This is a genomic window from Vibrio sp. 10N.261.55.F4, assembly GCF_041470465.1.
Lineage (GTDB): Bacteria > Pseudomonadota > Gammaproteobacteria > Enterobacterales > Vibrionaceae > Vibrio > Vibrio crassostreae_C.
In genome coordinates this window covers 89,229-102,507 of record NZ_JBFRMM010000004.1, presented here as the reverse complement: position 1 = coordinate 102,507, position 13,279 = coordinate 89,229, and the positions used below count along the sequence as shown (strand labels likewise).

At 43.6% G+C, this 13,279-nt stretch carries 12 protein-coding genes, 1 pseudogene and 1 other annotated feature; of the genes and pseudogenes, 8 read left to right on the top strand and 5 right to left on the bottom strand.

The window, feature by feature from the left end; all coding sequences use genetic code 11:
• Nucleotides 1-126: 126 nt before the first annotated feature.
• Nucleotides 127-2,496 (top strand): aerobic respiration two-component sensor histidine kinase ArcB, encoded by a 2,370-nt coding sequence (arcB, locus tag AB4249_RS04105; RefSeq protein ID WP_017062885.1) that lies wholly within the window; start codon nt 127-129, stop codon nt 2,494-2,496.
• A 7-nt stretch (nt 2,497-2,503) separates the two neighbouring features.
• Nucleotides 2,504-2,947, top strand: a complete 444-nt coding sequence (locus AB4249_RS04100) for a hypothetical protein (protein ID WP_372102351.1) — start codon at nt 2,504-2,506, stop codon at nt 2,945-2,947.
• A 136-nt stretch (nt 2,948-3,083) separates the two neighbouring features.
• Here the strand turns inward: AB4249_RS04100 and arcA are convergent, their stop codons facing one another.
• Together arcA and AB4249_RS04090 are read right to left on the bottom strand one after the other, a co-directional pair.
• Nucleotides 3,084-3,800: a two-component system response regulator ArcA gene (gene arcA / locus AB4249_RS04095; RefSeq protein WP_004741534.1), complete on the bottom strand. Its 717-nt coding sequence runs from the start codon at nt 3,798-3,800 to the stop codon at nt 3,084-3,086.
• A 429-nt stretch (nt 3,801-4,229) separates the two neighbouring features.
• A pseudogene (locus tag AB4249_RS04090) lies at nt 4,230-4,331 on the bottom strand (ribonuclease activity regulator protein RraA); the annotation flags it as partial.
• Between the two features lie 47 nt (nt 4,332-4,378).
• On the opposite strand from AB4249_RS04090, the gene AB4249_RS04085 reads away from it, so the two are divergent.
• Nucleotides 4,379-4,864 carry a putative 4-hydroxy-4-methyl-2-oxoglutarate aldolase gene (locus tag AB4249_RS04085; protein WP_017059310.1) on the top strand — a complete coding sequence of 162 codons (486 nt, stop codon included), beginning with the start codon at nt 4,379-4,381 and terminating at the stop codon, nt 4,862-4,864.
• 112 nt (nt 4,865-4,976) lie between these two features.
• Here AB4249_RS04085 and AB4249_RS04080 read toward each other — a convergent pair whose 3' ends face one another.
• Nucleotides 4,977-5,435 carry a hypothetical protein gene (locus AB4249_RS04080; protein ID WP_017070076.1) on the bottom strand — a complete coding sequence of 153 codons (459 nt, stop codon included), beginning with the start codon at nt 5,433-5,435 and terminating at the stop codon, nt 4,977-4,979.
• Nucleotides 5,436-5,752: 317 nt separating this feature from the next.
• Nucleotides 5,753-5,871 (top strand) — a sequence feature (Thr leader region).
• A 29-nt stretch (nt 5,872-5,900) separates the two neighbouring features.
• Between AB4249_RS04080 and thrA the strand changes: the two genes are divergently transcribed.
• From thrA to thrC, 3 genes are read left to right on the top strand one after another with little or no spacing between them, the layout of a single operon-like run.
• On the top strand, nt 5,901-8,360 hold the full coding sequence (gene thrA / locus AB4249_RS04075; protein ID WP_372102349.1) for a bifunctional aspartate kinase/homoserine dehydrogenase I: 2,460 nt from the start codon (nt 5,901-5,903) through the stop codon (nt 8,358-8,360).
• A gap of 17 nt (nt 8,361-8,377) precedes the next feature.
• Entirely contained in the window at nt 8,378-9,334 is a 957-nt protein-coding gene (thrB, locus tag AB4249_RS04070; protein ID WP_372102420.1) for a homoserine kinase, read from the top strand.
• On the top strand, nt 9,331-10,614 hold the full coding sequence (gene thrC, locus AB4249_RS04065; RefSeq protein WP_017059314.1) for a threonine synthase: 1,284 nt from the start codon (nt 9,331-9,333) through the stop codon (nt 10,612-10,614). Before thrB ends, thrC begins: the two co-directional genes overlap by 4 nt.
• Before the next feature lie 77 nt (nt 10,615-10,691).
• On the opposite strand, the gene AB4249_RS04060 is transcribed toward thrC, so the two are convergent.
• Nucleotides 10,692-10,907, bottom strand: a complete 216-nt coding sequence (locus AB4249_RS04060; RefSeq protein ID WP_276605512.1) for an autonomous glycyl radical cofactor GrcA — start codon at nt 10,905-10,907, stop codon at nt 10,692-10,694.
• Between the two features lie 96 nt (nt 10,908-11,003).
• Nucleotides 11,004-11,849 carry a hypothetical protein gene (locus AB4249_RS04055; protein ID WP_133160489.1) on the bottom strand — a complete coding sequence of 282 codons (846 nt, stop codon included), beginning with the start codon at nt 11,847-11,849 and terminating at the stop codon, nt 11,004-11,006.
• Between the two features lie 589 nt (nt 11,850-12,438).
• Between AB4249_RS04055 and AB4249_RS04050 the strand changes: the two genes are divergently transcribed.
• Entirely contained in the window at nt 12,439-12,729 is a 291-nt protein-coding gene (locus AB4249_RS04050; protein WP_104216230.1) for a hypothetical protein, read from the top strand.
• A 25-nt stretch (nt 12,730-12,754) separates the two neighbouring features.
• Complete coding sequence (locus AB4249_RS04045; protein ID WP_104216229.1) at nt 12,755-13,279, top strand: hypothetical protein; 525 nt, start codon at nt 12,755-12,757, stop codon at nt 13,277-13,279.

The following is a 13,279-nucleotide window of genomic DNA, read 5'->3' as shown; positions in this document are numbered from 1 at the left end:
AGTATTTGTATTGGTTAATTAACCTTCGAAATTACCGCTGAACACTTGCTGCGTGTGATGTAGCTAGCTTACCTCCCATCTTCAAACAGGGTAGAATGTTGCTAGTCTTATCGCATGGAGCGCTAAATGAAACCCATGAAAAATCTTGCCCAGTATTACGTGGATCTACTCGTAAAACTGGGGATTGTCCGCTTTTCTATCTTACTCGCCCTAGCGCTTGTTGCCCTCGCTGTTGTTGTGCAAGTCGGTATCACCCTTGCACTCAAAGGCAATGTTGATGACATCGACATTGTCCGTTCAGTTTTCTTCGGTTTAGTGATCACGCCTTGGGCGGTTTATTTTCTGTCAGTGGTCGTGGACCAGTTGGAAGAATCACGTCAAAGGTTAGCGAAATTGGTCTCTAAACTTGGCGACATGCGTGAGCGAGACCAAGAACTCAACAATAAAATGCAGCTCAATATCGAGAAGCTTAATCAAGAAATTGAAGAGCGTGAAAAAGCGGAAGAAGCGCGCGCAGAAGCAATGCAAGATCTCGAAAACGAGGTGTTCCAGCGCGAGCGTACTCAGCTTGAACTCGCAGAACGTACTGCACTGTTACGCTCGTTTATCGATGCCTCGCCTGACCTTATTTACTACCGTAATGAAGATGGTGTGTTCTCTGGTTGTAACCGTGCGGTTGAAGAGCTCACTGGTAAAACAGAAAAAGAGCTAGTTGGTTTAACTCCTTGGGATGTTTACAGTAAAGAGGTCGCTCAGCAAGTTGTTGAAACCGATAAGAAAGTATTTGCTGACAACCAAGCACTGACTTATGACCAATGGCTTGAATACCCAGATGGCCGCAAGAGTTACTTCGAACTGCGTAAAGTGCCTTTCTACAGCAAAGATGGTCGTCACTTGGGCTTGGTTGGTTTTGGCCGCGATATTACTGAACGTAAAGAGCATCAAGAGTCGTTAGAAAAAGCCAGCCGCGATAAGACCACCTTTATCTCAACTATTAGCCACGAGTTAAGAACGCCGCTCAACGGCATCATTGGCTTGAGCCGCATGCTGCTTGATAGCCAACTGACCACCGAACAGCGCAAGCAGATGCAAACCATCAAGGTGAGCGCGGTGACACTGGGTAATATCTTCAACGATATTATTGATATGGATAAGTTCGACCGCCGTAAGCTTGAACTCTTCCCTACGCCTATTAACTTTGAAGATTTCGTTGTCGAGATCGAAAGTATCTCTGCGTTGATGGCTGAGCAGAAAGGGTTAAGGTTCGATCTAGAAAGATTGTCTGATCTTCCAGCTGCTGTTGAGGTGGATGGTACTCGTCTTAGACAGGTACTGTGGAACCTTGTTAGTAACGCGATGAAGTTCACCAAAGATGGTGGAGTGGTGATGACAGTCAGCGCCGACATTGATGGTGACTTTGCCAACATTACGATGGAAGTGGAAGATACTGGTATTGGTATCCCTGAAAGTGAAATCGAGAAGATCTTCGCGATGTACTATCAGGTGAAATCGGGCACGGACAACTTGCACGCTGTCGGCACGGGTATTGGTCTCGCTGTCTCTCAACAGCTAATTAATATGATGGATGGCCACATTGAAGTCATCAGTGAAGAGGGCTTTGGCAGTACCTTTACGGTTTCGATTCGAGTTCCAGTGAATCACGATACTCAGGCTCTGATCAAAACGCCAAGAAAACAGTCGAATCTTAAGATCTTTATGGTCGAAGACATTGAACTCAATATCACAGTGGCTCGCTCTCTACTTGAAAGCCTTGGCCATGAAGTGACAGTCGTGATGACGGGTAAAGAGGCGCAAATTGCTTTCAATCCTGAAGACTATGATTTGGTGTTGTTGGATATCCAACTGCCAGATATGACGGGTTTCGATATTGCTCAATACTACCGCGAGAAATACAGCCAGCTACCGCCTTTGGTGGCGTTAACTGCGAACGTATTAAACAACAAGCAAGAGTACTTCCAGAAAGGCATGGACGAAGCGATCAGTAAACCTTTGTCGGTTCGAGCTATCCAAGATGTCATCAGTGAACTTATCGAAGATGCACCAGAGGTAATTGAGAAGGTAGCGGGCACCGATAAGGTTGAGAGCATTGATAAAGTCGACGCGAGTAAGCCTGTTCTTTCAGAAATTGATACCACTTTGCTTGATATTGATATGCTAGAGTCTTATGTTGATATTGTTGGACCGAAACCGGTTTTGGATAGCATCGCGATGTTCGAAGATATGATGCCGGAGTATATGGAAATATTGAACTCCAACATGGTCGCGAAAGATAAAGCCAGTATCGTTTCTGAGGCACATAAGATTAAAGGTGCTGCAGGTTCTATTGGTCTGAAACGCATCCAACAAGTTGCCCAGAAAGCTCAATCTCCAGATTTGCCTGCGTGGTGGGAGAACATTTCAGATTGGGTTGATGAGATAAATAACGAATACCAGAATGACATTGAAGTTTTAAAGAGTTGGTTAAATCAAAGGTAGAAGAATAATGAAAAAATTAGCATTCGCCGCATGTGTAGTGGCATTAGCGGGTTGTTCTGCGCCACAAGTAGAATGGCAGCAAGATAATCAAGTCGAAGTATCTGCGGTAACAGTTACCATGAAAAGCAACCTTTGGCACAACAAGATGCCAACGATTGGCGAGACTCAAGATAAGACCCTACATGGTGCTATCTACCTAGAGTCAGACTCACAACTGCCAGCAACGCTTGCGGTTGAAAGTGTTACGGTTAAACAGGGTGCAGACACCTTGTTGGTAACGGCTGACGATCTTGATTTAAGAACACACAGTGAAACTCAATGGGAAGTCGCGTTTGTATGGCAGCTAGAAATCGACAGTGACAAGCCTGTTGATGTGGCGGTGGAACTTAAAGATGGCGAAACCGTGAAGTGGTTAGTAGAGAAAGACGTTAAGGTGGATACGGTTTACTAAAATCTTATCCAATTAAGAACAATAAAAAAGGGAGAATGCGTTGGCATTCTCCCTTTTTAATAACTATTGATGACGCTTCTAGTGTTCAAAACACTTACTGGTGAGTAGTGCTAAATGGTAAGAGGCGCGAATCGAATTAGTCTTCTAGGTCACCACAAAAGCGGTAGCCTTCACCGTGAATCGTTGCGATGATTTCTGGCGTACCAGAAACAGATTCAAAGTGCTTACGAATACGACGGATTGTTACGTCTACAGTACGATCGTGTGGCTTAAGCTCACGGCCAGTCATCTTCTTAAGAAGGTCAGCACGTGTTTGGATCTTACCTGGGTTCTCACAGAAGTGAAGTAGAGCACGGAACTCTGAACGAGGTAGCTTGTAGCCTTCGCCATCTGGGCTAACCAGAGAACGACTGTTGATATCTAGTACCCAACCGTTGAACTCATACTTCTCAACGCTACGCTTCTCTTCTTGAACAGAGCTTGTGCTCATTGAACGGTTCAGAAGGTTGCGTGCACGGATAGTCAGTTCACGAGGGTTGAAAGGCTTAGTGATGTAGTCATCAGCGCCGATCTCTAGGCCAAGGATCTTATCAACTTCATTATCACGACCAGTTAAGAACATAAGCGCTACGTTTGCTTGCTCACGTAGTTCACGCGCAAGTAGTAGGCCATTCTTACCTGGAAGGTTGATGTCCATAATTACAAGGTTAACTTGGTTGTCAGATAGCACTTGGTGCATCTCTTCACCGTCGCTAGCCTCAAAAACAGCATATCCCTCTGCTTCAAAAATACTCTTTAGAGTGTTACGAGTTACTTGCTCATCTTCAACGATAAGAATCTGCGGGGTTTGCATTTGGCGGTACCTAAATTTGTGACGAAACTGTGCTAATAGAATAAATTCTAGGCAAAAACATAACATACAGGTAATGTATTTTTGATGATAACTTAAAGTTTTCAAAAAAACACTTACTTCCAGCTATCTGCCTTCCTTGAAGTATTGCCCAATAACGTAGATCCAGTACGCCTTTCAATCATTCTTTTAGTGATTGGAGTGGATTCTATAATGTTAACAGCATGCTAACAACGCGAGAATGTTAATTCCATTCACTTTGTTGATTTACATCAATTGCCGTATCGCAACAAACTTTAATAGTATGGCTACAACTTAACCAATGTTATGGTGACTATTTAGCACCAAAACAAGAATGATTATTCGAGATGCTTCGCACATCTTGCCTGCTAAAGACCGGATTATGAACCAAGGAAGCTGAAAGCTGTCTTAAGAGTCTAGTAGATAAATATGCTCAATCAACTTTTATTGAGTAATAAATTGAGCATAGAACAATGAAAACAAAGGATTAATTTTAATAACATATAAAAGCATAGAGGCTAGCCTGACATAACCGGTAACGCCTTACTCACGGAGGATATATGCACGATATAACACCCGACTTGTGTGATGAGTTTGAAAGCGAAGTCACCCTACTGAACATGCCATTGCAGAACTTCGGCCAACGTGGTGCGTTCTTTGGAAAAATTGTAACAGTTCGTTGTTATCACGATAATTCCAAGGTTCGCGAGGTTTTAGAGACCGACGGCTGTGGCAAAGTGCTTGTCGTTGACGGAAATGGCTCATGCCAGAAGGCGCTGCTTGGCGATCAACTCGCTATTCTCGCGATAGAAAACGGTTGGGAAGGCGTGATTGTAAACGGTGCGGTGCGTGATGTAGGCATGATGTCGCAAATGGACCTTGGCGTTCAGGCGTTAGGTGCATCGCCATTCAAAACAGAGAAACGCGGTGTCGGCCAAGTGAATGTGACACTCTCTATACATAATCAACTGATTCAGCCTGGTGACTATATTTATGCCGATTGGAATGGCGTGTTAATTTCATCTGAGCTGTTAATTGAATCGTAACTGACTCAAATTGAATGCCGTTGATAGATTAGAACGGGGAATGGTTTGTGATGTACTAAAAGTTTGGATCTCAATCCGCACTAATCTGTTAATAAAGAACAAGCTAAAGAGACTAAAAGCGAAACCCTAGTCCCACTTCAACACCTTGCTGCCACTCTTCATAATCAAGGGTGGCATGCAAATCTAGGTTATCTGTTAGTTGCACTCGGCTGGAAACCTCTGCGGCTACCGATTTCTCATTGTCTTCGGTCTCGTCTTTATAGGTGTGTAGAGAACTGTTAAAAGAGACTCTTTCTGAGAACTGATAACTGACACCACTCAAGAATCCACTTTCCTGTTTCAGTGCCGCACTATTGATACGTGTACCGACGTAAAGATCCACATCTGAAAACAAGCTATAAGAGTAGCCACTGTCTATCTTCCAAGTATCGAAGCTTTCACTCGACGCGTTTTGTGTGGAGATAAAGAATTTATGAGAAGAACTATCGATCTGGCTGGGTAGTAGAGGCAAGCTATTCGCTGAACAAACAACAGGCATAGCAAAAGCCAAAAGAATAAGTAATCTCTTCATTTCCCACTCCTGATGTCATTATTATTGTTCTTCGAACGTTATCGTTCAATTAAAGCACAGAACTTGTACGTTCGCTGCACAATCGATATAGCATTTTGTTATGACTATATATGCAATTGATCACTCTTGCCTGTTCAATGAGTAAATCCAGTATCTTAAGTGAAGGTTTATACAGGGTGTTTTATCCCTTAAATGACGGTTTGCTCTGAAAAACGGTGCGAATGTAAAAAAAACGCAACTTTTCATTGACGTCCAGTGGTAAAAATTGATACACGTAGAGTAAAGCACAAGCAGAGAATTTGATATGCAGCACGTAAGCCACCTAGTAATGACCACAACCATTATTATTACCGACATTAACATTGTTGGGGCAGGCTGCTAAGTAACGGATTTTAAAAAAAAGGCCTGTATCCAACAAGATACAGGCCTTTTTTTGTACCATTTTTATGACTTATGGAGAAAGGGATGCGCGTTTTAAAGTTTGGAGGTTCATCATTAGCTGATGCAGATCGTTTTTTACGAGCGGCTGATATCATCGCTAATAATGCCCAGCAAGAAGAGCTAGCCGTTGTACTATCGGCTCCAGGAAAAACAACCAATAAGTTGGTCGCTGTTATTGAAGCTGCACTGAAAAATGGTGAAGCTGACGCACAGATTACAGAGATCGAATCTTCATTTAACACACTGTTTGCAGAGATCAAAGCGGTCGTGCCTTCTATCGATGGTGCCGCGTTTCAAGAGCAGGTGGATACCTCTCTTGCTCAGCTAAAGCAGTTCGTGAATGGCATCAACCTACTTGGTATGTGCCCGAACCACGTTAATGCTCGCATCATCAGTAAAGGTGAGCGAATCTCTATCCAGTTAATGAAAGCGGTACTGGAAGCGAAAGGCCAACCAGCAAGCCTGATTGACCCTGTCCAATACCTATACGCTAAAGGCGATCACCTTGAAGCTATGGTCGATGTGGATGTCTCTACTCAGAACTTCCAACAATCTCCACTTCCTAAAGGTCACGTTAACATCATGCCTGGCTTTACTGCGGGTAATGAAAAAGGTGAGCTAGTCACACTAGGTCGTAATGGTTCTGACTACTCAGCGGCTGTGTTAGCGGCGTGTCTACGTGCTGATTGCTGTGAAATCTGGACTGATGTCGATGGCGTTTACAACTGTGACCCACGCTTAGTTGATGATGCTCGTCTGCTCAAGTCTCTTAGCTACCAAGAGGCGATGGAGCTTTCTTACTTTGGTGCTTCGGTTCTACACCCGAAAACCATTGCTCCTATTGCGCAATTCCACATTCCTTGTCTGATCAAAAACAGCTTCAACCCACAAGGCGCAGGTACTTTGATTGGCCAAGACACTGGCGAAGATAACCTAGCAATCAAAGGTATTACGACGCTAAGTGACCTAACCATGGTTAACGTATCAGGCCCAGGCATGAAGGGCATGGTAGGTATGGCGAGTCGTGTATTCGGCGCGATGTCTTCTGCTGGCGTTTCTATTGTCCTTATTACTCAATCTTCTTCTGAGTACAGCATCAGCTTCTGTATTGAATCGGCTGATAAGGTGAAAGCGAAACAAGTGTTGTCAGACGCGTTTGAACTTGAACTTAAAGATGGCCTGTTAGAGCCAGTTGAGTTCATGGATGACGTTGCGATTGTAACGCTGGTGGGTGACGGTATGCGCACTTCACGTGGCGTAGCATCTCAGTTCTTCTCTTCTTTAGCTGAAGTGAACGTCAACATTGTTGCTATTGCTCAAGGTTCTTCAGAGCGCGCTATTTCAGCGGTTATCCCTGAAGACAAAATCTCTGAAGCAATCAAAGCGTGTCACGAGAACCTATTTAACTCTAAGCACTTCCTAGATGTATTCGTTGTGGGTGTCGGCGGTGTTGGTGGCGAGCTTGTTGACCAGATCCAACGTCAGCAAGGCAAACTGGCTGAAAAAGGCATCGTGATTCGCGTATGTGGTTTAGCAAACAGTAAAGGTTTGTTGCTAGACAGCGATGGTCTACCGTTAGAGCAGTGGCGTGACCGTATGTCGAGTGCGACTGAAGAGTTCAGCCTAGCGCGTTTAGCGGCTTTGGTTCAACGTAACCACATCATCAACCCAGTATTGGTTGATTGTACGTCTAGCGAAGGTATTGCGGCGCAGTACGCTGATTTCCTAGCGGCTGGTTTCCACGTAGTAACACCAAACAAGAAAGCAAACACAGCAAGCATGGCTTACTACCATCAGCTTCGTGAAGTTGCACGCAACTCACGTCGTAAGCTGATGTACGAGACAACAGTAGGTGCAGGTCTACCGGTCATCGAAAACCTACAGAATCTTATCTCTGCAGGTGATGAACTTGATAAGTTCAACGGCATTCTTTCAGGTTCACTGTCTTACATCTTCGGCAAGCTTGATGAAGGTATGACACTGAGCCAGGCAACCAATATTGCAAAAGATAGCGGCTTCACTGAACCGGATCCTCGAGATGATCTATCTGGTATGGATGTGGCGCGTAAGTTGCTTATTCTTGCTCGTGAAGCAGGCATGGCGCTTGAACTTGAAGATGTTGAAGTAGACCAAGCTCTGCCACCGGGTTTTGATGATTCAGGTACGGTTGAAGAGTTCATGGCTCGCCTACCAGAAGCGGATGCTTACTTCAAAGAGCAGTCAGCTATCGCAGCAGAAGAAGGTAAAGTACTTCGTTATGTGGGTGAAATCGCTGAAGGTAAGTGTAAGGTTCGTATCGCTGCTGTTGATGGCGACGACCCAATGTTCAAGATTAAAGATGGCGAGAACGCATTAGCATTCTACAGCCGTTACTACCAACCAATCCCTCTAGTACTGCGTGGCTACGGCGCGGGTACTGAAGTAACAGCTGCTGGCGTATTCTCTGATGTGATGCGTACTCTTGGTTGGAAATTAGGAGTTTAAGAATGAGTTCAAGTGATATGGATGTTGTCGTTTATGCTCCTGCATCAATCGGTAATGTCAGTGTAGGGTTTGATGTGCTGGGGGCCGCTGTGTCTCCAGTGGATGGCTCGCTGCTAGGTGACCGAGTTATGGTTAAGGCCGGTGATGAACCATTCTCACTTAAAACTGCAGGCAGCTTTGTTTCTAAGCTGCCAACTGAAGCAAAAGAAAACATCGTTTACGACTGCTGGGTGGTGTTCTCGAGAGAGCTTGATAAAAAAGGCGTTACGCTAAAGCCTTTAGAAATGACACTAGAAAAGAACATGCCTATCGGTTCAGGTTTGGGTTCTAGTGCATGTTCAATCGTCGCGGCACTGGATGCGCTAAACCGTTTTCACGGTGAGCCCCTGAATGAAACTGAACTGCTTGCTCTGATGGGTGAAATGGAAGGCAAGATTTCAGGTGGTATCCACTACGATAACGTTGCGCCATGTTACCTTGGTGGTGTGCAGCTCATGCTTGAAGAGCTAGGCATCATCAGCCAAGAAGTACCGTGTTTTGACGACTGGTACTGGGTAATGGCTTATCCGGGTATTAAGGTTTCAACGGCTGAAGCGAGAGAGATCCTACCATCTCAATATCGTCGTCAGGATATTATTGCTCATGGTCGTCACTTAGCGGGCTTTATCCACGCGTGTCATTCAGGTCAACCTGAACTGGCGGCGAAGATGATCAAAGACGTGATCGCTGAACCATATCGTGAGAAACTGCTTCCAGGGTTTGCTGATGCTCGTAAATACGCGCTGTCAGCTGGGGCACTGGCTACTGGTATTTCTGGTAGTGGTCCAACTCTATTTAGCATTTGCAAAGAACAAGATGTCGCCGAGCGTGTTGCACGCTGGTTAGAACAAAATTACGTACAAAATGAAGAAGGATTCGTTCACGTTTGTCGCCTAGATAAGCAGGGTTCGATCGTTACAGGAAGTGAGTTATGAAACTGTACAACATCAAAGAAAATGATGAACAAGTCTCTTTTGGCCAAGCCGTTCGTCAAGGCTTAGGCCGTAATCAAGGTCTATTTTTCCCATCTGAACTGCCAAAGTTTGATGATATCGATGCGCTGCTAGCAGAGGACTTTGTCCCTCGTAGCTCAAAGATTCTGTCAGCATTGATTGGTGATGAATTACCAAAAGAACAGATCGACCAAATGGTGGATGCAGCGTTCCAATTCCCTGCACCAATCAACCAAGTAAAAGACGGCGTTTACGCGCTTGAGCTTTTCCACGGTCCAACACTGGCGTTTAAAGATTTCGGTGGCCGCTTTATGGCTCAATCTTTAGCAGCTGTTTCTGATGGTGGTCAAATCACTATCTTAACGGCAACATCAGGTGATACTGGTGCGGCGGTTGCGCATGCTTTCTACGGCATGGAAGACATCAATGTTGTGATTCTTTACCCGAAAGGCAAGATCAGCCCACTGCAAGAGAAGCTGTTCTGTACGCTTGGCAAGAACATCCACACTGTGGCGATTGATGGTGACTTTGATGCGTGTCAGGCTCTAGTTAAAGACTCATTTGATGACGCTGAACTGCGTAAAGAGATCGGTCTTAATTCGGCAAACTCGATCAACATCAGCCGTTTAATGGCTCAGATCTGTTACTACTTTGAGGCGGCTTCTCAGCTGACTAAAGAGCAACGTGAAAACCTCGTTATCTCTGTACCAAGTGGTAACTTTGGTAACCTAACTGCTGGTCTATTGGCTAAAGCGCTAGGTCTACCTGTTAAGCGTTTTATCGCAGCAACTAACGAAAATGACACTGTTCCTCGTTACCTAGAAACAGGTCAATGGGATCCAAAACCGACTGTTGCGACAACATCGAACGCGATGGACGTAAGCCAACCAAACAACTGGCCTCGTATCGAAGAGCTTTGCCAACTGAAAGGTTGGGGCTTAGATACACTAGGCAAAGGTAAAGTATCTGACGAGCAGAGCGCTGAGTCAGTTCGCGACCTAAAAGCACAAGGTTACCTATGTGAACCACATGGTGCGATTGCTTACCGTCTACTGGAAGAGCAACTGCAAGAGAACGAAACTGGCTTGTTCCTGTGTACAGCACACCCAGCGAAATTCAAAGAAGTGGTTGATGACATCCTAGGTTCTGATATCGAACTGCCTGGCCCGCTAGCAAAACACGCGGCGATGGAATTGTTGTCTGAAGATCTTGATAACGATTTTGAAGCGCTAAAAGCTGTGCTTCGTCGAGTTCAACCGTAACGTCCATTTGTTTTTCGAACAAATAAAAACGGCGCTCAATGAGCGCCGTTTTTGTATTCTAATTTAAGCTCTAAAAATTATAGAGACTCAGTGAACGTACGTGCGATAACGTCACGTTGCTGTTCAGTTGTTAGAGAGTTGAAACGTACAGCGTAACCCGATACACGGATAGTTAGCTGTGGGTAGTTCTCTGGGTGAGCAACTGCGTCTTCTAGCGTTTCACGCTTAAGAACGTTAACGTTTAGGTGTAACGTTGCGACTCCAGTATGACTTAAAATATTGTTTATATAGATCTATAAAATCATGACTTATGTTCTCTTGAAGAAGATAGCCATATAGAGATTTTAAGTTTTATTCATTTTAGTTGATTGAGTGTCCGTGCTCCCAAATTATGATCTAATATATGCGCGATAAATATTGTTGATCTTACGATTCATCGATGACGTTTCCTGCGAGAACTCTCTATCATAAAATGATTCGCCATAGTCGAGGCTCAGGTTATGACGTTGACTACCAGTCAAACTATTCCAGCTCGATACGTATGTGAATATTGATTTTAGCAGTTGATGGAAAACATCTAGGTCGGCTACTAAAGTAAATGTCATTAGAGACTGAGGAGAGCCCTCACTAGTTTGATATCTTATAAAATTTAGCTTTAAATGATCTCTGCTCAACCTTGAAGTGATTAACTCAACTTTGGTATTCAAAATACGCAACAAACTGTCATTGATTGTTTGATATCTAGGTTCAAAATTTTTGGTTATACGTGGGTTAGTCAACATAAGGATCTCCTCTGTGGTAAACATAATTAGACCACCACGATATGCTTGCTTTTTGTCCAAAAATAAAAGCAGCGCGATCAATATAGGTAGATCTGAGAACATCATAATTTGATACTTCTCGGCAGAACTAAGAGCTGTGTATTCAAAACGAAACTTTAACTCATCCTCGTTGGGATGCGATACGTCATAAATCAATTCGTTGAAGGCTTTTGAGATGGGCTCATTTGGTAATCGCCACGCCAATTCTTCTAAAACTGAAGGCACTGTGGTCATATTACTAGCTAGATGACGATGCGTGACTCTAGATCCATGAATCAGCTTCTGTGGGCAAGTTGAGTTCAGAGCAGACTGTTTATAAGGAGTTAAATTTGGATCTGTAGCTTTAACGGACAATAGTTCACTAATAGGTTCATTCGTTGAAGATAGGAGATGATTTTTCGTTGGGATCGACATTTTGCCCTCAAAAAGCGGCCAATACTTCCACTTGTTGATGGTATTGTCAATTGTTGTTCGTGGATGAGAGTACTATCATCTCTTTACCCGATCAGGTGTATAATAAATATTTTGAATCATACACTTATTACGCAACCAAAGTTTGGTCACCAAACCTTGGTTGCGTGAGTTTTCGATTCAGAGCTTATAAATGACCCAAACTTTAGTAGCGTCGTAGATGACATACAATGCCTAGTAGCGCAGCTGTATTTACTCATCAATATTGGGCATCTGGAGTTACCTCTATTAATGATTCCTAGCACACTTTCCCCCCAAAGCTTGTTAGACCTTTTTCAATAAGAAAACTGCTAGCTTGATTTATCCCTATCTATGCTAATGTTTCAACATGGCACACAGAACAAACACAAAAACCTTCGTATATTCAATCCAGTATTTAGGTATGCTTGGGGGGAAAAGGATGTGATAAACATCCAACATCGACATATTGAGCTGTTAGGCATTTGCGTTAAAACACTCCAAAAACAGCAAGTACTCTTGAAATATATACAATGATTTAGAGTCGAAAAAATCATAAATATAGGCAAGCATTATGAGTGAAAAAGAAGAAGTAGTATTGAAAATACTGGATTACCTAAATGAAATTGAAGTGCGTGCTACTTATGGCGCTGTTGCTGAGGTGTTGGGAGTATTACCTCGCTCTGTTGGACAGCAGTTTTTAGGTGAAAAGCGACCATATGCTTCTTGGGTTGTTCGTGAAGACACGGGTTTACCTACAGACTATTTGGAAGACCAACTACATCCTAAGTTACTTTCCAAGAAAAGCCTTATAAAGTCTGGTTCTGTGTTGAGGCGTAACATCGGACTGAGCCAGAGTATCTAACAAGGCGTTAGCATTCAGGAGCAATATGAATATTTTTGAGGTTGACTATGGCCTTGGCCCATTAATCGATGTAGAGGAAACGATCCAAGCAGGTATCGCAAAGTTGTTTGAGAGGAACCGCACTGAACCTTGGTTCGATGGGGTGTGGATGAACGAATACGGTGAAGTTCTTTACGGCTCTTTGCTTGTTTCAGCTCAAGCTTACTGCATCAGTAGCTTACGAGATATTAACGAAATCCGAGTCAGCTTAGGGCTCAATAAATTGACCAAAGAAAAAGCATATCAAAATCACCGTGTAAAAGTTCAGGGTTATTCTCTAATAGAGATGGTTAATTGTACTGCCAATTATTTCAAGCACCGAGATGAGTGGAGCGATACTTGGCCTGATAATTACACTACACGTGTTCTAACAGCATTCTCAATGGACTGTGAATTTCTGATAAATGAATTTCAGGGGTTAATTGACTCAGAATATGGTTATAAAACACTTTCCGACTTAGTTTCAGAGTGGAGAAATGATCTAATTGATCAATCGAAAAATGAAAGCTAA